The organism is Pseudomonas sp. R3-18-08 (genome assembly GCF_003852065.1).
Classification (GTDB): domain Bacteria; phylum Pseudomonadota; class Gammaproteobacteria; order Pseudomonadales; family Pseudomonadaceae; genus Aquipseudomonas.
Genome location: NZ_CP027729.1, coordinates 2,784,120 through 2,804,596 on the forward strand (window position 1 = coordinate 2,784,120; position 20,477 = coordinate 2,804,596).

Genomic DNA, 20,477 nt, shown 5'->3' on the forward strand with positions numbered 1-20,477 from the left:
TGCCCGATTGACATAAACGAACGAGGAGAGCAGATGAGCACCGTACGTTGGGGCATGATCGGCTGTGGCAGTGTCACTGAATTGAAGAGTGGACCCGCTTTCTACAAAGCGCCAGGTTCCGCCCTGGTGGCCGTGATGGGGCGGCGCGAGGACGCCGTGCGCGATTATGCGACACGCCATGGCATTGCCCGCTTCTATACCGACGCCCAGGCCCTGATCGACGACCCCGAGGTGGACGCGGTGTACATCGCCACGCCACCCGACAGCCACCTCGAGTACAGCTTGATGGTGGCGGCGGCAGGCAAGCATTGCTGCGTCGAAAAGCCCATGTCGTTGAACGCCGAGCAGAGCGCATTGATGCAACGCACCTTCGAGCGCGCCGGGCTGCACCTGTTCGTCTCCTACTATCGGCGCTCATTGCCACGCTTCCAGCAAGTGCGCAGTTGGTTGCAGGAAGGCCGTATCGGCGAGCTACGCCACTTGACCTGGACTCTATGCAAGCCCGCAGCGGAGGCCGACACCAATCCCGCCAATTGGCGCACGGATCCGGCGATTGCCGGCGGCGGTTATTTTGCCGACCTGGCCAGCCATGGGTTCGACCTGTTCCAGTACCTGGCAGGAGATATCGTCGAAGTCTCGGGCTTCAGCGCGCGGCAAGCGGAGCGCTACGTGGCGGAGGACGCAGTGACCGCCTGCTGGGCCTTCGCCAGCGGAGCGTTAGGCATGGGCTGCTGGAACTTCGTGGCAGACCGCCGCGAAGACCGGGTCGAGCTGATCGGCAGTCATGGGCGCATCACGTTCTCGGTATTCGAAGACCAGCCGCTGCGTCTTGAAGGCGCGTGCGATGAGGTGCTGGAAATTCCTTGTCATGCGCATATCCAATGGCACCACGTGCTTGCGATGAATGCCCATATCCGTGGGGAAGCCAAGCACCCTTCGCTGGCAATCGAGGCGTTGAAGACGGATCGAATCCTGGACAAGGTGCTACAACGTTACTCTCAACATCCCTAGCCGTCGCGATAGCGTGGTGATTCACTTTGTTTAAACGGATATCGCGATGAAATACTGGATGGTGGGGTGGCTGCTGATCGTCACCGGGGCAACGGCAGCGCCGCGCAGCCAAGGGCTGCCGGGGGAATTTGATTTCTATGTATTGTCGCTGTCATGGTCGCCGACGTTTTGCCTGACGCACCCGGACAATGAACAGTGTTCGGGCAAAGGCTACGGGTTTGTCCTGCATGGCTTGTGGCCGCAATACGCGCGAGGCGGGTGGCCGGCATCCTGTGCCCCTGATGTGCGATTGACCGACGAGGAAATGCGCAAGGGCGCGACGCTGTTTCCCACCCGTGCGCTGCTCAAGCATGAATGGGCCAAGCACGGCACCTGCAGCGGGCTCGTGCCGCTGGAATACCTGGAGAAAACCGATACGGCACTGGGGGCGGTGGTCATTCCGCCACAACTGCAGCCGTTCAATACGCCGCCGTCATTAGCGGCCAGCGAGATTGAGGCGCTGTTTCGCGACAGCAACCCACGCATGGGCAATCACGGGATGGCCGTCATCTGCAAAGGCAAAGTGCTGTCTGAAGTGCGGGTATGCCTGACCAAGGACCTGGCCTTCGCCGGTTGCCCGCGCAGTGTGAAAAGCCAGTGCCGCAGCGGCGATATCCGGATCCCCGCGCAGCGCTGAGCCTGGACGCCTCGCGCAGCTTGAGGGGCATTTTGTTCAATACCGAGTTCGCTCCAGCCTATACCGTGATGCCATCCCGTCTGGCATCACGAAAAGGAACCGCAATGAGCTTGATCATTTCCATGGCTGCCTTCGCCCTCGCCACTTCGATTACGCCAGGGCCGGTCAACGTGGTCGCCCTGAGCAGCGGCGCGCGCTTCGGGTTTGCCGCCAGCCAGAAGCACGTGTTCGGCGCTGCGCTCGGCTTCACGTTGCTGTTGATACTGATTGGCCTGGGCCTGCACGAGGTGCTGCTGCGCTGGCCGATCCTGACCCAGTTGATCCAGTGGGGCGGGGTGGCCTTTTTGCTGTACATGGCCTGGAAGCTCGCCGTGGATAATGGCCAGTTGCAGGCCGATGGCGCCGCCACGGCGCCATCGATGGTGTACGGCGCGATCATGCAGTGGCTCAACCCCAAGGCCTGGCTGGCCTGTGTGGCGGGGATGGGACTGTTTGCGGCGGATGGCGATGCCGGGCAAGTCTGGTTGTTCGCCGGCCTCTACCTGGTGATCTGCTACCTGTCGGTGGCGTGCTGGGCCTATGCCGGAACATTTCTGCGGCGCTACCTGCACAATCCCCAGGGTGTCAGAGTATTCAACCGCTCGATGGCCGCGTTGCTGGTGGCCAGTGTGGGTTATTTGCTGATGGCTTGAGTATTTCGCGGTATTGCCCGGGCGTGGCGGCGAAATGCTGTTTGAACGCACGCTGGAAATGCGCCTGGTCGGCAAAGCCTGCGGCCAGGGCCACGTCGGCGATCAGCTCGCCATTGCGCAGTTGGGTGCGGGCGAACTGGATACGGCGATTGACCAGAAACGCATGGGGCGTCAGCCCGTAATACTGCTTGAAGGCGCGGATCAGATAAGACGGCGACAGCTCGGCCGCCTGGCAAATGTCCTCGAGCTTCAGGGCCTCGGTGCAGTGTTCACGGATGTAGTCAGCAGCTCGCTCCAACTTGTGATTGACCTCCCGTACCGGTGCGAGCGAAGGGTTCAGGCGCTGCTGCACCTCGCTGAAGTAGCTCACCAGCGCGCTCTGTTTGTGCAGCAGTTCAGCCCGCTCATCCACCAACAGGCGGTACAACGCCAGCAAGCCGTTGTACAGCGACGGGTCCCGCGTATGGGGGGTGTTGAACGGGCGGTAACCCTGGTCGGTACTGAAGCCCAGTTGATGCTGCAGGTCGGTCAACCAGGGCGTGTCGAGGTAGAGCATATGGTAGGACCAATGCTCGTTTTCGATAGGATTGCAGGCATGCACATCGCCGGGGTTCATCAACACCACGGTGCCGGCGCTGATCTGGTAGGTCTGCGCGCCATGGTGGTAATAGCTGCGCCCGTGGGTGATTGCGCCGATGGAGAAATGTTCATGGGCATGCCGCGTATACGTCACCTTGCGTCCGTCGGCGATGGTGCGCGCCTCGATGAACGGCAAGCGCTCGTCGCGCCAGAACCGCGGCGAGTGCGAAGGGTGGGCGCGAGTGTTCAACGACATGGCGAGGGCTCCGACGTTAAGCGGGCACCAGAAAGGCCGCTTCCAGTAATTGCCGAGTATAGGGGTGTTGTGGGTTGGCGAAAATCGCCCCGGCATCCCCTTGCTCCACCACCTGGCCCTGCTTGACCACCATCAACTGGTGACTCAGCGCCTTGACCACCGCCAAGTCATGGCTGATGAACAGGTAGGTCAGGTTGTACTTGGCCTGCAAACCGCGCAGCAGTTCCACCACCTGGCGTTGCACCGTACGGTCCAGCGCCGACGTCGGCTCATCCAGCAGGATCAGGCGCGGTTTGAGCACCAGGGCGCGGGCGATGGCGATGCGCTGACGCTGGCCGCCGGAAAATTCGTGGGGGTAGCGATGCCGCGACTCCGGGTCCAGGCCGACTTCCTTGAGGGCGGCAATAATCGCCGCCTCCTGCTCGGCGGGCGTGCCCATTTTGTGGATGCGCAAGCCCTCGCCGACGATCTCGCTGACGCACATGCGCGGGCTCAGGCTGCCGAAGGGGTCCTGAAACACCACCTGCATTTCGCGGCGCAACGGGCGTACCTGTTGCTGGGTGAGGCGGTCGAGTTGCTGGCCTTCGAAACGAATGCCGCCCTGGCTTGCGATCAAGCGCAGGATCGCCAGGCCCAGGGTGGACTTGCCCGAGCCGCTTTCGCCGACGATGCCCAGTGTTTGCCCCTGGGGCAGGCTGAAGTTGATGCCGTCCACGGCCTTGACGTAATCGACGGTGTTGCGCAAAAAGCCTTTCTTGATCGGGAACCAGACTTTCAGGTCGTCCACTTCCAGCAGCGGTGGCCCGGCGTCGTTGGTGGCCGGCCCGCCGCTGGGTTCCGCCGCCAGCAATTCCTGGGTGTAAGGGTGTTGCGGCGCCTGGAACAGCGCCTCGCAATCGGCCTGTTCGACGATGCAGCCCTGTTGCATCACGCACACCCGGTGCGCGATCCGGCGTACCAGGTTCAGGTCGTGGCTGATCAGCAATAACGCCATGCCCAGGCGCGCCTGCAGTTCCTTGAGCAGTTCCAGGATCTTCAATTGCACTGTCACATCGAGGGCCGTGGTCGGCTCATCGGCGATCAGCAGCTCCGGCTCGTTAGCCAGGGCCATGGCGATCATTACCCGTTGGCGCTGGCCGCCGGAGAGTTCGTGGGGCAGTGCCTTGAGGCGTTTGTGCGGCTCGGGGATGCCCACCAGCTCCAGCAGTTCCAGGGTGCGCTGGGTGGCGACCTTGCCGGTGAGGCCCTTGTGCAGGCCGAGCACTTCGTTGATCTGTTTTTCGATGCAGTGCAGCGGGTTCAGCGAGGTCATCGGCTCCTGGAAGATCATTGCGATGCGGTTACCGCGAATGTGCCGCAGGGTCTTTTCCTTGAGCGTCAGCAGATCTTGCCCGGCGTAGTGGATGGTGCCGGACGGGTGCCGCGCCAACGGGTAGGGCAGCAGGCGCAGGATCGAATGGGCGGTCACCGATTTGCCCGAGCCGCTTTCGCCGACCAGGGCCAGGGTTTCGCCGCGCTTGATATCGAAGCTGACGTTATTGACCACGCGATGGTGATGCTCGCCGGTGACGAACTCGACACTGAGGTCGCGGATTTCGATCAGATTGTCCTGATTCATCTCATTTCCTCGGGTCGAAGGCATCGCGAGCGGACTCGCCGATAAACACCAGCAGGCTCAACATGATCGCCAGCACGGCAAACGCGCTCATGCCCAGCCACGGCGCCTGCAGGTTGGATTTGCCCTGGGCCACCAGTTCACCCAGTGACGGTGAGCCGGCCGGCAGGCCGAAGCCCAGGAAGTCCAGGGCGGTGAGGGTGCCGATGGCGCCGGTGAGAATGAACGGCATGAAGGTCATGGTCGAGACCATCGCATTGGGCAGGATATGGCGGAACATGATCGCGCCGTTCTGCATGCCCAGCGCACGGGCCGCGCGCACGTACTCCAGGTTGCGCCCGCGCAGGAACTCGGCGCGCACCACGTCCACCAGGCTCATCCACGAGAACAGCAGCATGATGCCCAGCAGCCACCAGAAATTGGGCTGCACGAAGCTGGCGAGGATGATCAGCAGGTAAAGCACCGGCAACCCGGACCAGATCTCCAGGAAACGTTGCCCGGCCAGGTCCACCCAACCGCCATAGAAACCCTGCAGGGCGCCGGCGATCACGCCGATGATCGAGCTGAGCACGGTCAGCGTCAGCGCAAACAGCACCGACACGCGAAAACCGTAGATGACCCGCGCCAGTACATCGCGGCCCTGGTCATCAGTGCCCAGCAGGTTGACGCTGGACGGCGGCGCCGGGGCCGGCACTTTCAGGTCGTAGTTGATGCTCTGGTAGCTGAACGGGATCGGTGCCCACAAGGTCCAGGCGTCCTTGGCCTTGAGCAATTCCTGGATATACGGGCTCTTGTAGTTGGCTTCCAGGGGAAACTCGCCGCCGAAGGTGGTCTCCGGGTAGCGCTTGAGCGCCGGGAAGTACCAGTCACCGTCGAAGTGCACGGCCAGCGGTTTGTCGTTGGCGATCAACTCGGCGCCCAGGCTCAGCCCGAACAGGATCAGGAACAGCCACAGCGACCACCAGCCACGCTTGTTCGCCTTGAACCGCTCGAACCGGCGGCGATTGAGGGGGGACAGGTTCATCTCAATGCTCCCGGCTGGCGAAGTCGATACGCGGATCGACCAGGGTGTAGGTTAGGTCGCCGATCAATTTCACGATCAGCCCCAGCAAGGTGAAGATAAACAGCGTGCCGAACACCACCGGATAGTCGCGGTTGATCGCCGCTTCAAAGCTCATCAGGCCGAGACCGTCGAGGGAAAAGATCACCTCCACCAGCAGGGAACCGGTAAAGAAGATGCCGATGAAGGCCGAGGGAAAACCGGCGATCACCAGCAGCATCGCGTTGCGGAACACATGGCCGTAGAGCACGCGATGGTTGGTCAGGCCCTTGGCCTTGGCGGTGACCACGTACTGTTTGTTGATCTCGTCGAGAAAGCTGTTCTTGGTCAGCAGGGTCATGGTGGCGAAGTTACCGATTACCAGGGCGGTCACGGGCAGGGCCAGGTGCCAGAAGTAATCGAGCACCTTGGCGCCCCAGCTCAATTCGTCGAAGTTATTCGACGTGAGCCCGCGCAACGGGAACCAGTCCAGGTAACTGCCGCCGGCAAACACCACGATCAACAGAATGGCGAACAGGAACGCCGGGATCGCATAGCCGACGATGATCGCCGAACTGGTCCACACATCGAAATGGCTGCCGTGGCGCGTGGCCTTGGCGATGCCCAGGGGGATCGACACCAGGTACATGATCAGGGTGCTCCATAACCCGAGGGAAATGGACACGGGCATCTTTTCCTTGATCAGGTCGATGACCTTGGCGTCACGGAAAAAACTGTCGCCGAAATCCAGCCGGGCATAGTTCTTGACCATGATCCACAGGCGTTCCGGCGCCGACTTGTCGAAGCCGTACATTTTTTCGATTTCCTTGATCAGCGCCGGGTCCAGCCCCTGGGCGCCGCGATAGCTGGAACCGGCCACCGCGACTTCGGCGCCGCCACCGGCGATACGGCTGGTGGCGCCGTCAAAGCCTTCGAGCTTGGCGATCATCTGTTCCACCGGCCCGCCGGGGGCGGCCTGGATGATCACGAAGTTGATCAGCAGAATGCCGAACAGCGTGGGGATGATCAGCAACAGGCGACGAACAATATAGGCCAGCATTCAATCGCCTCCGCTCGCCGCTTCGGCGCTTTGTGTGGTGTCCAGGGGGATCGCCGGTTTGACGTCGGGTTTGGCCCACCAGGTGGCGGTGCCGACGTCATAGCGCGGCGAAACTTGCGGATGGCCGAGGTGGTCCCAATACGCCACACGGAAGGTCTTGATGTGCCAGTTGGGGATCACGTAGTAACCGAACTGCAGCACGCGGTCCAGCGCCCTGGCGTGGGCGATCAGGCTTTTGCGCGAGTCGGCGTCGATCAACTGCTCGACCAACTGGTCGACGGCGGGGTCTTTCAGGCCCATGTAGTTGCGGCTGCCGGGTTTGTCGGCGCTGGACGACTTCCAGAACTCACGCTGCTCATTACCCGGCGAGGTGGATTGCGGAAAGCTGCCCACCAGCATGTCGAAATCCCGCGAGCGCAGGCGGTTGATGAACTGCGACACGTCAACCCGGCGAATCACCAGGTCGATGCCCAGGTCGGCCAGGTTGCGCTTGAACGGCAGCAGGATGCGCTCGAATTCGGTCTGGGCCAGCAGGAATTCAATGGTGACCGGTTTGCCGGTGGTGTCGACCATCTTGTCGTCGACGATCTTCCAGCCGGCCTCTTGCAACAACTGATACGCCTCGCGCTGCTGCGCACGGATCATGCCGCTGCCGTCGGTTTTGGAGGGCTCGAAGGACTGAGTGAAGACTTCGGCAGGGATCTTGTCGCGCAGGGGCTCGAGAATCGCCAGTTCATCCGGGCCGGGCAAGCCGGTGGCGGCCATTTCCGAGTTTTCGAAGTAACTGCGCGTGCGGGTATAGGCGCCATTGAACAACTGTTTGTTGCTCCATTCGAAATCCAGCAACAGGCTGATGGCCTTGCGCACCCGGACATCCTGAAACATCGGTTTGCGCGTATTGAACACGAAACCCTGCATACCGGTGGGGTTACCGTTGGGGATTTCCTCCTTGATCAAACGGCCCTCGGCTACCGCCGGAATGTTGTAGGCGTTGGCCCAGTTTTTCGCGCTGAACTCCAGCCAATAATCGAACTGCCCGGCCTTCAGGGCTTCCAGGGACACGGTGCTGTCACGGTAATAATCGGTGATGCGGTTATCGAAGTTGTAGAAACCCTTGGCGACCGGCAAGTCCTTGGCCCAGTAGTCCTTGACCCGCTCGTAGCGAATCATGCGCCCGGCCTTGACCTCAGCCACCTTGTACGGGCCACTGCCCAGCGGAATTTCCAGGTTGCCCTTGGAAAAATCCCGGCTGGCCCACCAATGCTTGGGCAGTACCGGCAACTGCCCGAGGATCAGTGGCAGCTCACGGTTGTTGGTGCGCTTGAATTTGAACAGCACGCGCAACGGGTCCTCGGCGACCACTTCATCCACGTCGGCGTAGTAAGTGCGGTAAAGCGGCGTGCCATCCTTGATCAGGGTCTGGAAGGTAAACACCACGTCTTCGGCACGGATCGGGTGGCCATCATGGAAGCGTGCCTCGGGCCGCAGATAGAAGCGCACCCAACTGTTGTCCGGTGCCTTTTCGATCTTGCCGGCTACCAGGCCGTATTCGGTGATGGGCTCGTCCAGGCTCTGCATGGCCAGCGTGTCGTAGATCAACGGCAGATTGTCTGCGGGCACGCCTTTGCTGATGTAGGGGTTGAGGCTGTCAAAGCCGCCCATGGCCGACTCGCGGAAGGTGCCGCCCTTGGGGGCGTCGGGGTTCACGTAGTCGAAATGCTTGAAATCGGCGGGGTACTTGGGCGGCTCGTTATAGAGCGTCAACGCATGTTGCGGGGCGGCCTGGGCCGCACTGCACAGCAACAGGCTGGCGAATAGAGTACTGCGCAAAGACATCATTGGGCTTTCTCCGAAGCTTTCAGCCACCATGCGCTCAAGCCCAGGCTGTAGGGCGGCGTGGTGACAAAGGCGAACCGGTTGCGGTACGCCAGGCGATGATAGTTGAGGTACCAATTGGGAATGCTGTAGTGCTGCCACAGCAGCACCCGGTCCAGGGCGCGGCCGGCGGCCAGTTGTTCTTCGCGGGTCTGGGCCGCGAGCAGTTGTTCCAGCAGGTGGTCGACTACAGGGTTGGCGATGCCGGCGTAATTCTTGCTGCCCTTGATGGCAGCCTGGCTGGAATGGAAGTACTGCCACTGTTCCAGCCCTGGGCTGAGGGTCTGGTTGAGGGTGACCAGGATCATGTCGAAGTCGAACTGGTCGAGGCGCTGCTTGTACTGCGCACGGTCAACGGTGCGCAGGTGCGCGTCGATGCCGATACTGATCAGGTTCTCGACATACGGTTGCAGGATGCGCTCCAGGTTCGGGTTGACCAGCAGGATTTCCAGGCGCAGCGGTTGCCCGTCCTGGTTCAACAAGCGTTGGCCGGACAGCTTCCAGCCGGCCTCGCCGAGCAGGCCCAGGGCCCGGCGCAGGGTGTCGCGGGGGATGCCGCGACCGTCGGTCTGCGGCAGGCTGAAGGCCTGGGTAAACAGCTTGGCCGGCAGTTGGTCGCGGTAGGGCGAGAGCATCAGCCACTCGTGACCGACCGGGACGCCGGTGGCGGAAAATTCGCTGTTGGGGTAGTAACTCAAGGTGCGTTTGTAGGCATTGCTGAACAGGGTGCGGTTGGTCCATTCGAAGTCGAACATCAACCCCAGGGCTTCGCGCACCTGGGTCTGGCTGAAGGCCGGGCGCCGGGTGTTGATGAACAGGCCCTGGCTCTGAGTGGGGATGCGGTGGGCGATCTGTGCCTTGATAACCTCGCCGCGGTTCACCGCCGGGAAGTGGTAACCGGTGTCCCAGTTCTTGGCCTGGTGTTCGATATAAATGTCGAATTCGCCCGCCTTGAAGGCTTCAAAGGCGACGTCGCTGTCGCGGTAGAACTCCACCTCGACCTTGTTGTAGTTATACAAACCCTGGTTGACCGGCAGGTTCTTGCCCCAGTAATCCTTGACCCGTTCGAACACCAACTGGCGGCCGGGGGTGACCTTTTTGATTCGGTACGGCCCGCTGCCCAGTGGCGGCTCGAAGGTGGTGGCCTTGAAGTCGCGGTTCTTCCAGTAATGCTGGGGCAGCACGGGCAACTCGCCCAGGCGCAGGATCAGCAGCGGATTGCCGGCGCGCTTGAACACAAAACGAATGCGATGGCGATTGAGAATGTCGACCCGCGCCACTTCCTGCAGGTTGGTGCGGTATTGCGGGTGGCCTTCGGTCAACAGGGTTCGGTAGGAAAACGCCACGTCATCGGCAGTAATCGGTGCCCCATCGTGAAAACGCGCCTCGTGGCGCAGGTTGAACACGACCCAGCTGCGGTCCTCGCTGTATTCCACCGATTGGGCAATCAGGCCGTAGCTGGACGTCGGCTCATCGCCGGAAGGGGCGTACTGGCCGGTGCCGACCATCAGCGGTTCGTTCAGCTCGTTGACGCCGTACTGCAGGAAGTTACCGGTGGAAACCGGGCTGGTGCCCTTGAAGGTATAAGGGTTGAGGGTGTCGAACGTGCCAAAGGCCATCACCCGCAGTGTCCCGCCTTTCGGCGCTGCAGGGTTTACCCAATCGTAATGGGTGAATTTGGCCGGGTACTTGAGTGTGCCGAACTGCGCGTAACCGTGGCTCTCGGTAATCGTCGCGTTCGCAGCAAAGCTCAAGGCCAGACTTATTAGTAGAAGGAGGGAACGCTTCAAGTCAGAGATCCGATCCGGGCGGCTTGGGCTTTATGATCGGTACAGTAACAGCTTGTTCCGGATGGAAAAAGGCTGCTGAGAGCACTGAAGATCCAATGTGGGAGGGGGCTTGCCCCCGATAGCTTTGTGCCAGTCAGTACATAGGCTAACTGACCCACCGCTATCGGGAGCAAGCCCCCTCCCACAATTAGCTCTTCAGTGTTCTTGAGGTATCAGCGCGGCCCGGAAACCACCAGCATCTGCCCAGGCTTCAACGCCTGCCCGGTGCGTGGGTTCCAACGCTTGAGATGTTGCATCTCGACGTTGAAGCGCTTGGCGACCATGTACAGCGAGTCGCCTTTCTTGACCTTGTACTGCACCGGTTTGGTCGCGGCGGCTTTGCGCGTGTCCTGCATCACCAGGGTCTGGCCGACCTTGAGCGCCTGGCCGTTGAGCTTGTTCCAGCGCTGCAGGTCATGCACATCGACCTTGTTGGCCTTGGCGATCAGCGTGAGGTTGTCGCCAGTGCGCACCTTGTAGCTGCGGGTACGCCCGGCCACCGCCTTGGTCTCGACTTCGTCGAACACCGGCTTTTTCGGGCGCATGCTCAACAATTCTTCCGGCTTCATCGTCGACAGGGTGCTGGTGAGCAGTTGCGCCTTGGAGGTGGGCACCAGCAAATGCTGGGGGCCGTCCAGGGTGGTGCGTTGTTTCAGGGCCGGGTTGAGCTGGAACAGCTCGTCTTCATCGATTTCCGCCAGCGCGGCGACCCGGGACAGGTCCATGCTTTGCTTGACTTCAACCACTTCGAAATACGGCGTGTTGGCGATCGGGTTGAGGTTGACGCCGTACGCCTCGGGGGCCAGCACCACCTGGGACAACGCCAGGAATTTGGGTACGTAGTCCTTGGTTTCCTGGGGCAGCGGCAGGTTCCAGTAGTCCGTCGGCAGGCCGAGCTTCTCGTTGCGCTCGATGGCCCGGCTCACCGTGCCTTCACCGGCATTGTAGGCCGCCAGGGCCAGCAGCCAGTCGCCGTTGAACATGTCATGCAGGCGGGTCAGGTAGTCCAGGGCGGCGGTGGTGGAGGCGGTGATATCGCGGCGGCCATCGTAGGCGCGGGTCTGGCGCAGGTTGAAGTAGCGCCCGGTGGACGGAATGAACTGCCACAAGCCGACCGCATCGCTGCGCGAATAGGCCATCGGGTTGTAGGCACTTTCAATCACCGGCAGCAGCGCCAGCTCCAGGGGCATGTTGCGTTCTTCAAGGCGCTCGACGATGTAATGAATGTAGAGGCTGCCGCGTTCGCCGGCATTTTCCAGGAAGGAGGGGTTGCTGGCGAACCACAGGCGTTGTTGCTCGATGCGCGGGTTGACCCCTACGCCGTCCTGCAATTGAAAGCCCCGACGCATGCGTTCCCAGACATCCTGGGGCACTTCGGGGCTGGGCTTCTCTGAGAGCCAAATAGGTTTTTGCTTGATCTTGGCAGCAAGATTGGGTTTGGGTTGCACGGTGGATTGTGCAGCGTAATGAGTCGATTGGCAGCCCGCCAGAGTTGCGGAAACGGCCACCGCCACGGCTTGAGCCAGGCGGGTCAATGCGTCTGAAGAAATGGATTTACTAATAGATGACGACATTGGCTGGAAGTAAGTTCCGGGCAAAAATGTCGGGCGATTCTAGAAAGCGCTTCGGTTCCGGTCAACCATTCAGAAATTACGTATCAGATTGCGTCCGCTTAGAACTTATCTTTCCAAGCCCTCAAGCTAGCAAACACCTCGGCCCCAGAGCGGTTGTCGCGTCCGTTCCGTTCGTCCGCTTTTTGTTTAACGGATGTTTCAGAGGTGCGTAGAAAAGGGTTAGTGCGTTTTTCCAGGGCCAGGTTGGACGGCAGCGTCATCTCGCCACGGGCGCGCAATTGAGCGACTTGCGCGACCCGTTCAGCGATGTCGGCATTATCCGGTTCCACGGCTTGGGCAAACTTGAGGTTACTTTGTGTGTATTCGTGGGTGCAGTACACCAAGGTGTCGGCAGGCAGTGCAGCCAGGCGTTCCAGGGACGCGTACATCTGTTGCGGCGTGCCTTCGAACAGGCGACCGCAACCGGCGGCAAACAGGGTGTCACCACACAGCAGCACGCCTTGATGGTAATAAGCGATGTGGCCGAGGGTGTGGCCGGGTACTGCATACACATCGAAATCCCAGCCGAGCACGGTGATGCGGTCGTTATCCTGCAAGTCGACGTCCCGAGCCGGGATTTTTTCGTTTGCGGGGCCGTAGACGTTGGCGCCGGTGAGCTTTTTGAGTTGCTCGACACCGCCGACATGATCATGGTGATGGTGAGTGACCAGGATGTCGCTGAGTACCCAGGCCGGGTTCTGCTCAAGCCAGGCGATTACCGGCGCGGCATCACCGGGGTCGACTACGGCGCAACGGTGGGTTTGCTCATCCTGTAACAACCAGATGTAGTTATCGGTGAAGGCGGGCAGGGCACTGATCTGTATCATTCTTCGATTCGCCAAGCTGAACACATTGGTGCATCTTAGAACGTCTAGGCGAGTTGGAGAATGCAATGACTGATAAAGCGTTCGCCCAGGCCGATCCTGAGTGGCTGGCCCTGATCGGCGCAGCCCGCGAATGGTTGTCCGGGCCGCTTGGGCAATTTCTGCTGGATGAAGAGCGGCGCATGCTCGACGACGAGCTGGGCCGGTTCTTTGGTGGCTATCTGGTGCATTACGGCCCGTCGGCCGAAACGCCGCCGTGCGCACCGCAGGTACAACGCAATGTACGCCTGGGGGCGCCGTTGCCGGGTGTGGAAATCGTCTGCGAGGAGCAGGCCTGGCCGTTGAGCGAACACGCCGCCGATGTGGTGGTGTTGCAGCACGGCCTGGATTTTTGCCTGTCTCCCCACGGCTTGTTGCGCGAAGCCGCCAGCAGCGTGCGTCCTGGTGGCCATTTGCTGATTGTCGGCATCAACCCCTGGAGCAGTTGGGGCCTGCGCCACGCGTTTGCCCAGGACGGCCTGCGCCAGGCGCGCTGCATCGCGCCTTCTCGGGTGGGCGACTGGTTGAACCTGCTGGGCTTCGCGCTGGAGAAACGCCGCTTCGGGTGCTATCGTCCGCCGCTTGCGTCCGCCAAATGGCAGGGGCGCCTCGCCGGTTGGGAACGCCGCGCAGGGGCCTGGCAACTGTCGGGTGGGGGCTTCTATTTATTAGTGGCGCGCAAGATCGCGGTCGGGCTGCGGCCGGTGCAGCAAGTGCGCCGCGAACCGCTCGCCAAGCTGGTGCCGATGCCCCTGGCCAAGGTCAACCGCGAACAGCGCGAACCGTAAAACCTCTTTTGATTCAGGCTCAATAACCGATGACCGATAGCGTAGAACTCTTCACCGATGGCGCCTGCAAGGGCAACCCCGGCCCCGGCGGCTGGGGCGCATTGCTGGTGTGCAAGGGCGTGGAGAAGGAGTTGTGGGGCGGCGAAGCCAACACCACCAACAACCGCATGGAGCTGATGGGCGCCATTCGCGGCCTGGAAGAGCTCAAGCGGCGCTGCAACGTCCTGCTGGTGACCGATTCGCAATATGTGATGAAGGGCATCAACGAGTGGATGGTCAACTGGAAGAAGCGCGGCTGGAAAACGGCGTCCAAGGAACCGGTCAAGAATGCCGACCTGTGGCAATTGCTCGACGAGCAATGCAACCGGCATGACATCACCTGGAAATGGGTGCGTGGGCATATCGGTCATCCCGGCAATGAACGGGCTGACCAGCTCGCCAACAGGGGCGTGGATGAAGTGCGCGGCTACAAGCAGAGCTGAAGCCGGCTGACGTGTTAACATCGCGCCCTTTGACTCACCCCACACCGTTGAGAGCTGAACCCTGATGGCCATCCGATCCGTTGTACTCGATACCGAAACCACCGGCATGCCGGTGACCGATGGTCACCGGATCATCGAAATCGGCTGTGTCGAACTGATGGGCCGCCGTCTTACCGGTCGTCACTTTCACGTCTACCTGCAACCGGACCGCGACAGTGACGAAGGCGCGATCGGCGTCCACGGCATCACCGACGAGTTCCTCAAGGGCAAGCCGCGCTTTGCCGAAGTGGCCGATGAGTTTTTCGAGTTCATCAACGGCGCCCAGCTGATCATTCATAACGCGGCGTTCGACGTCGGCTTCATCAATAATGAATTTTCCCTGATGGGGCAGATGGATCGAGCGGATATTTCCCAGCACTGCTCGATCCTCGACACCTTGATGATGGCCCGCGAGCGTCACCCGGGCCAACGCAACAGCCTCGATGCCCTGTGCAAACGTTACGGCGTGGACAACTCTGGCCGTGAACTGCACGGCGCCTTGCTCGACTCCGAGATTCTGGCTGAGGTCTACCTGGCCATGACCGGTGGGCAGACCAGCCTGTCGCTGGCCGGTAATGCCTCCGATGGCAACGGTTCGGCAGAAGGCTCGGGCAATCGTCCCTCGGAGATCCGTCGTCTGCCGGCTGATCGCAGGCCTACGGCTATCATCCGTGCCAGCGAGCAGGATCTGGCCGAGCATGCCGCGCGATTGGACGCGATCGCCAAGGCAGCCGGTGCGCCGGCGTTGTGGACTCAATTGACCCAACAATGATCCTGGTTTGATGCAGTAAAAAAATGTGGGAGAGGGCTTGGCCCCTCCCACAGGGTGCTCATGACATGGGCGTCAGACTTTGAACTGGCGCAAGAGCCCGTCAAGCTGCTCACTCAAGCCGCGCAATTGCGCGCTCGCCACGCTCGACTGTTCAGCCGCCAGCGCGGTGCTGTGGGACAAGCCGGCCGCCTGGGTGACGTTCTGGTTGATGTCTTCCACCACATGCGCCTGTTGCAGGGTGGCACTGGCAATCGAGGCGTTCAGGCCGTTGAGATTATGCAGCGCCTGGCCGATGGCACTGAGGCTTGCACCGGCCAGGCCGGCTTGTTCGATGGTCAGTTGCGAGGCGCTGTGGCTGTCGCTGATGACCTTGACCGCCGCTTCCGAATGGCCCTGCAACCGCTCGATCATCGCCTGGATCTCAGCTGTGGATTTCTGCGTGCGCTGGGCCAGCAAGCGTACCTCATCGGCCACTACGGCAAACCCGCGACCCTGCTCGCCGGCGCGTGCGGCCTCGATGGCGGCATTGAGGGCGAGCAAATTGGTTTGGTCGGCAATTGAACGAATCACTTCCAGCACGCCGCCGATCTGGGTGCTCTCGCTGGACAGCGTGCGGATAACCTCCACGGCCTGGCTGATGGTGCTGGAGAGCTGGTCGATCTGCTGCAAACTGCCGTCGATGTTGACCTGGCCTTGTTGCGCCTGGGCCTGGGCGTCGCGCATTTCGCTGGCGGCGTGCTCGGCGTTCTTGGCCACGTCCTGCACGCCGTAGGTGACTTCATTGATCGCGGTGGCCACCAGTTCCATCTGTTGCGACTGCTGCTGGCTGCGGTCGTGGGCCTGGCTGGCGTTGTGGCCCAACTCGGTGGACGACTCGCCCAGGGCGTTGGCGCACACCTGCAATTGGCCGACCACCTGGCGCAATTTGGCGGTAAAGGTATTGAAGTGCTGGGACAGCTGGGTGACCTCGTCGCGCCCGTGGGTATCGAGGCTGCGGGTCAGGTCGCTTTCACCGCTGGCGATGTTGCCCATGGCATTCACCGCCGCCTGCAACGGTTGCAGGATGCTGCGCGCGATCAACAGCACCAGCAGGGCCATGATCAGCGCGATGCCCAGGCCGATGGCCGAGGCTTTCCACACCTGGACGCTGAACTCGGCCTGCACGTCGTCCACGTAGACGCCCGAGCCGATAATCCAGCCCCAGGGTGCGAACAACTGGATGTAGGAGGTTTTCTGCACCGGCGCATCGGCCCCCGGTTTCGGCCAGCGATAATTGACGATGCCGGCGCCCTTGGCCTTGGCCAGGCTCACGAACTCGTTGAACACCGCGAACCCGTCCGGATCGCGGATCGCCGAGAGGTTCTGGCCGTCCAGCTTGGGATTGGCCGCGTGCATGATCATCACGGGGGTGAGGTCGTTGATCCAGAAGTAATCGTCATGGTCGTAACGCAGGCCGCGCACTGCGCTCAGGGCTTGCTGCTGCGCCGCTTCGCGGGTGAGCACCCCGGTTTTTTCCAGGTTCTGGTAGTAGCCCAACACGCCGCTGGCAGTTTGCACCACGTGCTGAGTCTGTTGACGCTTGGCCTGGTAGAGGTCGTCATGGATCTGTTTGAGCATCAACGCGCCCAAGGTCAGCAGCATCAGCACGGCGACTACCAGGATCAGCCAGAGACGTCGGCTGATCGACATATTGCGCAAACTGTTCATCGTCCTGTCACTCCGTGCCTTTTATAATTGTGGGTGTTGCATCGACTTTTTCGGCTTGTCTGATAGGCTTTCGGCCCGTAATCGAAAAACCTGAGTACTGCCTGATTTTTCACGGAATTTTTGCAGTCCGGCATTGAGAATCGATGCCGGGCGCTGCAGCGCGCTCGTTGTCAGTGAACTTAAAAAACATAAGAGGCATGCCAGGCGCGTGACCTTTGGAGAAAGCATGGATTTTTGGACTGCCATACAGGCATTGATTCTTGGCGTGGTCGAGGGGCTGACGGAGTTCCTGCCGATCTCCAGCACCGGCCACCAGATCATCGTCGCCGACCTGATCAACTTCGGCGGCGAGCGTTTCGAGGCATTCAATATCATTATCCAGCTGGGCGCGATCCTGGCCGTGGTCTGGGAATTTCGCCGCAAGATCCTCGACGTGGTCATCGGCTTGCCCACTCAGCGCAACGCCCAGCGCTTCACCGTGAACCTGATCATTGCCGTGTTGCCGGCGGTGGTGCTGGGGGTGATTTTCGCTGACCTGATCAAGCATTACCTGTTCAACCCGATCACCGTGGCCACGGCCCTGGTGGTGGGCGGCGTGGTCATGTTGTGGGCTGAACGTCGCCAACATGCCGTTCATGCCGAAACCGTGGACGACATCACCTGGAAAGACGCGCTCAAGGTCGGCGTCGCCCAGTGCCTGGCGATGATCCCAGGCACTTCGCGCTCCGGTGCGACGATTATCGGCGGCCTGCTGTTCGGCCTGTCGCGCAAGACCGCCACCGAGTTTTCGTTCTTCCTGGCCATGCCGACCATGGTCGGTGCAGCGCTGTACTCGGGCTACAAATACCGCGACCTGTTCCAGCCGGCGGACCTGCCGGTGTTCGCCATCGGCTTTGTCACCTCGTTCATCTTCGCGATGATCGCGGTCAAGGGCCTGCTCAAGTTTATCGCCAACCACAGCTACGCGGCCTTTGCCTGGTACCGGATCGCGTTCGGCCTGGTGATCCTGGCGACCTGGCAATTCGGCTGGATCGACTGGTCCGCCGTCAAGCCATGAACATTCAGCATCCGCGTCTGAAGGCGTTGGTCCTGCTAGTGCTGTGCGCCGCGCCGCTGCTGGGTGCGGCGCTGCTGTGGCAGCGCGGCGAGACGGTCATCCCACTGGCGGCCTACGGGGTGGTCAGCGTGGTGGCGTTCTTTCTGTACTGGAGTGACAAGCGCAAGGCCCAGACCCAGGGCCGGCGCATTCCGGAAAACATCCTGCACGCCGTCGAACTGGCGGGCGGTTGGCCGGGGGCGTTGATCGCCCAGCAGGTGTTCCGGCACAAGACGCGCAAGGTGTCTTACCAGGTGCTGTTCTGGGTAATCGTGCTGCTGCACCAGGTGTTCTGGCTGGACCAGCTGTTTCTCGGCGGCACGCTGCTGTCGATCCTATAGCAACAACCCCACCTGCGTGCGCTTGGGCAACTTGCTCACCACCAATTGGTGGGAGCGCTGCAACAAGCCACGCAGTTCCTCGGGCGCCAGCGGGTAGGGCGTGTTCATGATGATCCATTGCGCGCGTGCCAGGTACGGCGCCGGGTGGATGCCTGGGCGGTCGACGTGGCCGAGGAACAGTTCCTTGTCGACCTTGAACGCCAGCGAGTCGCCGCGCAGGTTCTGCAGCGCGAACATCTTGTTGCCGGCAATCGAGAACACCCGTACGCCGCCCCATTTGTAGTCCTCGCGTGCGCCCGGCAGGCTCAGGCAGAATTGCGCGACTTGCGCTTCGGTCATGCTCATAGCAGGCGATCTCCACAGCCTTTGAAACCTTCTTCCAGGTAGTCGATCCAGGCGCGAATGGCCGGCAGCACGCCGCGCCGGTGCGGGTACACGGCCTGCAACCAGCCGCCGGGTAACGACCATTGCGGCAGCAGCTGCACCAGTCGGCCGCTGGCCAGTTCCTCTTCGCAATACATCATCGGCAGCACCGTGAAGCCCACGCCCATGAGGGCGCTGGTCTTGCGTACGATAAAGTCTTCGATGCCCAGGCGCGCCTCCATGACCAGCTCGTGAGCGTTGCCCTGGGGGTCGATGATGCGCTGGTGCACCATGCGGTCCGCCTCGAGTGCGCCCATTATCGGTAATTGCCTGAGGTCGTCCAGGCTGTCGACCTGTCGATCACGTAGCAGTGCCGGGCTGGCCACCAGCACGGTCTGCGCCTGGCGCAGGCGTTTGGTGACCAGCAACGGGTCTTCGTCGCCCAGTTCGCGCACGCGCAAGGCTACGTCGATCCCTTCGCCCACCAGGTCGACGCGGCGGTTGACCAGGGTCATGTCCAGTTGCACCAGCGGGTGGGCGGCGAGAAAACCGGCCACCAGTTCCGGCAGGATCTGCTGGGCCAGGCCGACCGGGCAAGTGACCCGCAGACGCCCACGGGGCTCGGTGGACATGCTGGCCACGGCCTCATCGGCCATCTCCGCTTCCAGCAACATCGCCTGGCAGTGGCGCAGGTAGCGCTCGCCGACGGCGGTCAGGGTCAGTTGCCGGGTTGTGCGTTGCAGCAGGCGCGCGCCCAGGCGTTCCTCCAGCTCGGCAATGCGCCGCGACAGGCGCGATTTGGGAATTCCCAGCAGGCGGCCGGCGGCGGCGAAACCGCCGGCTTCGACGACTTTGGCGAAATAGTAGAGGTCGTTGAGGTCTTGCATGGTCAGCCTATTGTCCTGTCAGTGGGACAATCTATCGCATTCCAGATGGCTTATCGACTATTAGTTGGATGCGTAGCATCAACACCATCTGATCGCCCCTGTCGATCCCACCCTCGGAGATCCACCATGAAACTGTTGCATATCGATTCCAGCATCCTCGGCGACAACTCCGCTTCCCGTCAGCTCAGCGCCGGTGTGGTCAAGGCATGGCAGGCCACCGAGCCGGGCGTGGAAGTGACTTACCGTGACCTCGCCAGCGAAGGCATCAATCACTTCTCCGGCGCCACCCTGGGGGCATTGGGCACCGCTGCCGAACTGCGCGATGCTGCGCAAAAACATGAAGCCGAACTGAGCGCATCGTCGCTGGCTGAATTCCTCGCCGCCGATGCCGTGGTGCTAGGTGCTCCGATGTACAACTTCACCATCCCGACCCAGCTCAAAGCCTGGATCGACCGCATCGCCGTTGCCGGCCAGACCTTCCGCTACACCGAAGCCGGCCCTGAAGGCCTGTGCGGCAACAAGAAAGTCATCATCGTCTCCACCGCCGGCGGCCTGCATGCCGGCCAGGCGTCCGGTGCCGCCCATGAAGGCTACTTGAAGTTGCTGTTCGGCTTTCTCGGCATCACTGATATCGAAATCGTACGTGCTGAAGGCCTGGCCTACGGCGACGAAGTGCGCAGCAAAGCCTTGAGCGACGCCAACGTGCTGATCAGCGAGCACTTGTTCGCCGCTGCGTAAGGCTTGTGTAAATGTTCGTCGCGGCCGGTTTCAATCTGAAGCCGGGCGTCTAAACTCTGTATTCTGTTCGCCTGAGCGCGAGCGGAGTACGGAGTTTTTGCATTTATGGCCCAGGTTATGCACGCTTGGGTTCACTACCCTGGAATTTTCATACGG

Annotated in this window: 20 protein-coding genes; 9 read left to right on the plus strand and 11 right to left on the minus strand. The window is 61.4% G+C overall.

Annotation, left to right across the window (positions count from 1 at the left end; genetic code table 11):
- The first annotated feature begins 33 nt into the window (after positions 1 to 33).
- From C4J92_RS12705 to C4J92_RS12715, 3 genes are all read left to right on the plus strand, one after another.
- A complete protein-coding gene (locus tag C4J92_RS12705; RefSeq protein WP_124404081.1) occupies positions 34 to 1,011 on the plus strand; it encodes a Gfo/Idh/MocA family protein in 978 nt (325 codons plus the stop codon).
- 46 nt (positions 1,012 to 1,057) lie between these two features.
- The gene (locus C4J92_RS12710) at positions 1,058 to 1,687 is read left to right on the plus strand and encodes a ribonuclease T2 (RefSeq protein ID WP_124404082.1); all 630 of its coding nucleotides are present in this window, start codon (positions 1,058 to 1,060) and stop codon (positions 1,685 to 1,687) included.
- Between the two features lie 104 nt (positions 1,688 to 1,791).
- Positions 1,792 to 2,379 carry a LysE family translocator gene (locus C4J92_RS12715; RefSeq protein ID WP_124366916.1) on the plus strand — a complete coding sequence of 196 codons (588 nt, stop codon included), beginning with the start codon at positions 1,792 to 1,794 and terminating at the stop codon, positions 2,377 to 2,379.
- Here the strand turns inward: C4J92_RS12715 and C4J92_RS12720 are convergent.
- The 8 genes from C4J92_RS12720 to gloB form a co-directional block, all read right to left on the minus strand.
- Positions 2,321 to 3,214 carry an AraC family transcriptional regulator gene (locus C4J92_RS12720; RefSeq protein WP_124404083.1) on the minus strand — a complete coding sequence of 298 codons (894 nt, stop codon included), beginning with the start codon at positions 3,212 to 3,214 and terminating at the stop codon, positions 2,321 to 2,323. The genes C4J92_RS12715 and C4J92_RS12720 overlap by 59 nt on opposite strands.
- A 16-nt stretch (positions 3,215 to 3,230) precedes the next feature.
- Positions 3,231 to 4,832, minus strand: a complete 1,602-nt coding sequence (locus C4J92_RS12725) for an ABC transporter ATP-binding protein (RefSeq protein WP_124404084.1) — start codon at positions 4,830 to 4,832, stop codon at positions 3,231 to 3,233.
- A gap of 1 nt (position 4,833) precedes the next feature.
- Positions 4,834 to 5,853, minus strand: a complete 1,020-nt coding sequence (locus C4J92_RS12730) for an ABC transporter permease (protein ID WP_124362721.1) — start codon at positions 5,851 to 5,853, stop codon at positions 4,834 to 4,836.
- 1 nt (position 5,854) lies between these two features.
- On the minus strand, positions 5,855 to 6,928 hold the full coding sequence (locus tag C4J92_RS12735) for a microcin C ABC transporter permease YejB (protein WP_124362722.1): 1,074 nt from the start codon (positions 6,926 to 6,928) through the stop codon (positions 5,855 to 5,857).
- Positions 6,929 to 8,767 (minus strand): extracellular solute-binding protein, encoded by a 1,839-nt coding sequence (locus C4J92_RS12740; RefSeq protein ID WP_124366920.1) that lies wholly within the window; start codon positions 8,765 to 8,767, stop codon positions 6,929 to 6,931.
- On the minus strand, positions 8,764 to 10,593 hold the full coding sequence (locus tag C4J92_RS12745) for an extracellular solute-binding protein (RefSeq protein WP_124404085.1): 1,830 nt from the start codon (positions 10,591 to 10,593) through the stop codon (positions 8,764 to 8,766). The genes C4J92_RS12740 and C4J92_RS12745 overlap by 4 nt, the downstream gene beginning before the upstream one ends.
- Positions 10,594 to 10,805: 212 nt before the next feature.
- A complete protein-coding gene (locus C4J92_RS12750; protein WP_124404086.1) occupies positions 10,806 to 12,206 on the minus strand; it encodes a transglycosylase SLT domain-containing protein in 1,401 nt (466 codons plus the stop codon).
- A 98-nt stretch (positions 12,207 to 12,304) separates the two neighbouring features.
- Entirely contained in the window at positions 12,305 to 13,072 is a 768-nt protein-coding gene (gene gloB, locus C4J92_RS12755) for a hydroxyacylglutathione hydrolase (RefSeq protein WP_124404087.1), read from the minus strand.
- Positions 13,073 to 13,137: 65 nt separating this feature from the next.
- Between gloB and C4J92_RS12760 the strand changes: the two genes are divergently transcribed.
- From C4J92_RS12760 to dnaQ, 3 genes are all read left to right on the plus strand, one after another.
- Entirely contained in the window at positions 13,138 to 13,896 is a 759-nt protein-coding gene (locus C4J92_RS12760) for a class I SAM-dependent methyltransferase (protein ID WP_124362727.1), read from the plus strand.
- Positions 13,897 to 13,925: 29 nt separating this feature from the next.
- Positions 13,926 to 14,378, plus strand: coding sequence for a ribonuclease HI (gene rnhA, locus C4J92_RS12765; protein WP_057725161.1), 453 nt, complete (start codon positions 13,926 to 13,928; stop codon positions 14,376 to 14,378).
- 70 nt (positions 14,379 to 14,448) lie between these two features.
- Positions 14,449 to 15,189, plus strand: a complete 741-nt coding sequence (gene dnaQ / locus C4J92_RS12770; protein WP_164485286.1) for a DNA polymerase III subunit epsilon — start codon at positions 14,449 to 14,451, stop codon at positions 15,187 to 15,189.
- A gap of 72 nt (positions 15,190 to 15,261) precedes the next feature.
- Here dnaQ and C4J92_RS12775 read toward each other — a convergent pair whose 3' ends face one another.
- Positions 15,262 to 16,896, minus strand: coding sequence for a methyl-accepting chemotaxis protein (locus C4J92_RS12775; RefSeq protein WP_124404088.1), 1,635 nt, complete (start codon positions 16,894 to 16,896; stop codon positions 15,262 to 15,264).
- Between the two features lie 226 nt (positions 16,897 to 17,122).
- On the opposite strand from C4J92_RS12775, the gene C4J92_RS12780 reads away from it, so the two are divergent.
- Together C4J92_RS12780 and C4J92_RS12785 are read left to right on the plus strand one after the other, a co-directional pair.
- The gene (locus C4J92_RS12780) at positions 17,123 to 17,953 is read left to right on the plus strand and encodes an undecaprenyl-diphosphate phosphatase (RefSeq protein WP_124404089.1); all 831 of its coding nucleotides are present in this window, start codon (positions 17,123 to 17,125) and stop codon (positions 17,951 to 17,953) included.
- Entirely contained in the window at positions 17,950 to 18,333 is a 384-nt protein-coding gene (locus C4J92_RS12785; RefSeq protein WP_124404090.1) for a DUF1294 domain-containing protein, read from the plus strand. Before C4J92_RS12780 ends, C4J92_RS12785 begins: the two co-directional genes overlap by 4 nt.
- On the opposite strand, the gene C4J92_RS12790 is transcribed toward C4J92_RS12785, so the two are convergent.
- Together C4J92_RS12790 and C4J92_RS12795 are read right to left on the minus strand one after the other, a co-directional pair.
- Positions 18,328 to 18,678: an MmcQ/YjbR family DNA-binding protein gene (locus C4J92_RS12790; protein WP_124362732.1), complete on the minus strand. Its 351-nt coding sequence runs from the start codon at positions 18,676 to 18,678 to the stop codon at positions 18,328 to 18,330. The two genes, C4J92_RS12785 and C4J92_RS12790, sit on opposite strands and share 6 nt — an antisense overlap.
- Positions 18,675 to 19,583 (minus strand): LysR substrate-binding domain-containing protein, encoded by a 909-nt coding sequence (locus C4J92_RS12795; protein ID WP_124404091.1) that lies wholly within the window; start codon positions 19,581 to 19,583, stop codon positions 18,675 to 18,677. Before C4J92_RS12795 ends, C4J92_RS12790 begins: the two co-directional genes overlap by 4 nt.
- Positions 19,584 to 19,709: 126 nt before the next feature.
- Here C4J92_RS12795 and C4J92_RS12800 point away from each other — a divergent pair, with 126 nt between their 5' ends.
- Positions 19,710 to 20,321, plus strand: coding sequence for an FMN-dependent NADH-azoreductase (locus tag C4J92_RS12800; RefSeq protein ID WP_124404092.1), 612 nt, complete (start codon positions 19,710 to 19,712; stop codon positions 20,319 to 20,321).
- Positions 20,322 to 20,477 lie beyond the last annotated feature (156 nt).

Excerpts from the sequence above, each read along its gene's own strand:
- C4J92_RS12785 (WP_124404090.1), top strand. The coding sequence starts at position 17,950 with ATGAACATTCAGCATCCGCGTCTGAAGGCGTTGGTCCTGCTAGTGCTG.
- C4J92_RS12715 (WP_124366916.1), top strand. The coding sequence starts at position 1,792 with ATGAGCTTGATCATTTCCATGGCTGCCTTCGCCCTCGCCACTTCGATT.
- C4J92_RS12795 (WP_124404091.1), bottom strand. The coding sequence starts at position 19,583 with ATGCAAGACCTCAACGACCTCTACTATTTCGCCAAAGTCGTCGAAGCC.
- rnhA (WP_057725161.1), top strand. The coding sequence starts at position 13,926 with ATGACCGATAGCGTAGAACTCTTCACCGATGGCGCCTGCAAGGGCAAC.
- C4J92_RS12800 (WP_124404092.1), top strand. The coding sequence starts at position 19,710 with ATGAAACTGTTGCATATCGATTCCAGCATCCTCGGCGACAACTCCGCT.
- C4J92_RS12750 (WP_124404086.1), bottom strand. The coding sequence starts at position 12,206 with ATGTCGTCATCTATTAGTAAATCCATTTCTTCAGACGCATTGACCCGC.
- C4J92_RS12710 (WP_124404082.1), top strand. The coding sequence starts at position 1,058 with ATGAAATACTGGATGGTGGGGTGGCTGCTGATCGTCACCGGGGCAACG.
- C4J92_RS12780 (WP_124404089.1), top strand. The coding sequence starts at position 17,123 with ATGGATTTTTGGACTGCCATACAGGCATTGATTCTTGGCGTGGTCGAG.
- C4J92_RS12730 (WP_124362721.1), bottom strand. The coding sequence starts at position 5,853 with ATGAACCTGTCCCCCCTCAATCGCCGCCGGTTCGAGCGGTTCAAGGCG.
- C4J92_RS12720 (WP_124404083.1), bottom strand. The coding sequence starts at position 3,214 with ATGTCGTTGAACACTCGCGCCCACCCTTCGCACTCGCCGCGGTTCTGG.
- C4J92_RS12790 (WP_124362732.1), bottom strand. The coding sequence starts at position 18,678 with ATGAGCATGACCGAAGCGCAAGTCGCGCAATTCTGCCTGAGCCTGCCG.
- C4J92_RS12735 (WP_124362722.1), bottom strand. The coding sequence starts at position 6,928 with ATGCTGGCCTATATTGTTCGTCGCCTGTTGCTGATCATCCCCACGCTG.
- C4J92_RS12760 (WP_124362727.1), top strand. The coding sequence starts at position 13,138 with ATGACTGATAAAGCGTTCGCCCAGGCCGATCCTGAGTGGCTGGCCCTG.
- C4J92_RS12705 (WP_124404081.1), top strand. The coding sequence starts at position 34 with ATGAGCACCGTACGTTGGGGCATGATCGGCTGTGGCAGTGTCACTGAA.
- C4J92_RS12740 (WP_124366920.1), bottom strand. The coding sequence starts at position 8,767 with ATGATGTCTTTGCGCAGTACTCTATTCGCCAGCCTGTTGCTGTGCAGT.
- C4J92_RS12725 (WP_124404084.1), bottom strand. The coding sequence starts at position 4,832 with ATGAATCAGGACAATCTGATCGAAATCCGCGACCTCAGTGTCGAGTTC.
- gloB (WP_124404087.1), bottom strand. The coding sequence starts at position 13,072 with ATGATACAGATCAGTGCCCTGCCCGCCTTCACCGATAACTACATCTGG.
- C4J92_RS12775 (WP_124404088.1), bottom strand. The coding sequence starts at position 16,896 with ATGAACAGTTTGCGCAATATGTCGATCAGCCGACGTCTCTGGCTGATC.